Origin of the sequence: Geminicoccus flavidas, assembly GCF_009806515.1 — a bacterium.
Lineage (GTDB): Bacteria > Pseudomonadota > Alphaproteobacteria > Geminicoccales > Geminicoccaceae > Geminicoccus > Geminicoccus flavidus.
In genome coordinates this window covers 1-964 of the sequence record NZ_WUJP01001047.1, presented here as the reverse complement: position 1 = coordinate 964, position 964 = coordinate 1, and the positions used below count along the sequence as shown (strand labels likewise).

Below are 964 nucleotides of genomic sequence, written 5' to 3'. Positions count from 1 at the left end.
GATCGCGGTCCAGACCGGCCATGTGCTGGAGGCGAGCCTCGGCTACTTCCTGTCGCCGCTGACCTTCGTGCTTCTGGCGCTGCTGGTTCTGCGCGAGCGGCTGCGGCGCCTACAGTGGCTGGCGGTGGGGATCGCCGCGTTCGGCGTGCTCTGGATGATCGTCCATGCCGACGTGGTGCCGAAGATCGCCCTGTTCCTCGGCATCTCCTTCTCGATCTACGGCCTGGTGCGCAAGCGCCTGCCGGTGGGGCCACTGGCCGGCCTGTTCCTCGAATGCCTGTTCGCCCTGCCCCTGGCCGGCGGCATGTTCCTCTACGCCGAGGCCACCGGCGGCGTCGCGTTCACCCGACTGGATGTTTCCACCGACGTCCTGCTGCTGCTGGCCGGCTTCTTCACGATCGGCCCGCTCTGGCTGTTCAACGTCGCTGCCAAGCGGCTGCCGCTCACCACCATCGGCATGCTCCAGTACATCGCACCCACCCTCCTGTTCTTCGTCGGCGCCTTCGTGTTCTCCGAATCAGTCAATTTCGGCCGGCTGATGGGCTTCGTCCTGATCTGGACGGCACTGGCCATCTACAGCCTGGACGCGCTGAGGACGGCGCGGCCGGCACCGGCAGCCTGACCGGCTCGGGACCACCGACCGAGCGGAGCGAATCCTCGTATCCGGAAGCACTGCTCGTTCCGTCGGCATGAGACAGTGGCAACGGCCAGCAGTCGGTGGTTTGCTCTGCATCCGTTCTCCATGTGATGTGGTGCCCTGGGCGAAGTGCCGATCCGCCAGATGGTGGCATGAGGCTCGTACGACGGCGCCACGACCGCTGAAGTACGGATGGATGTCCCATCGATCTGACTCATTCCGTGCGGGCCGCCAGAGCCAGCAGGATGTCAGGGCCAGCAGGATGATGGTAGGGGGCGGTGCCCACAGAAGCTGGCGAGCACTTGCCGCGGCAGCAGGTTCAGAGGA

At 66.0% G+C, this 964-nt stretch carries 1 protein-coding gene; it reads left to right on the top strand.

All coding sequences use genetic code 11. From position 1 onward, the window contains the following. Positions 1-622: EamA family transporter RarD (gene rarD / locus EQG76_RS30055; protein WP_159718920.1), on the top strand; the 622-nt coding region annotated here is incomplete at its 5' end. Positions 623-964: the final 342 nt, after the last annotated feature.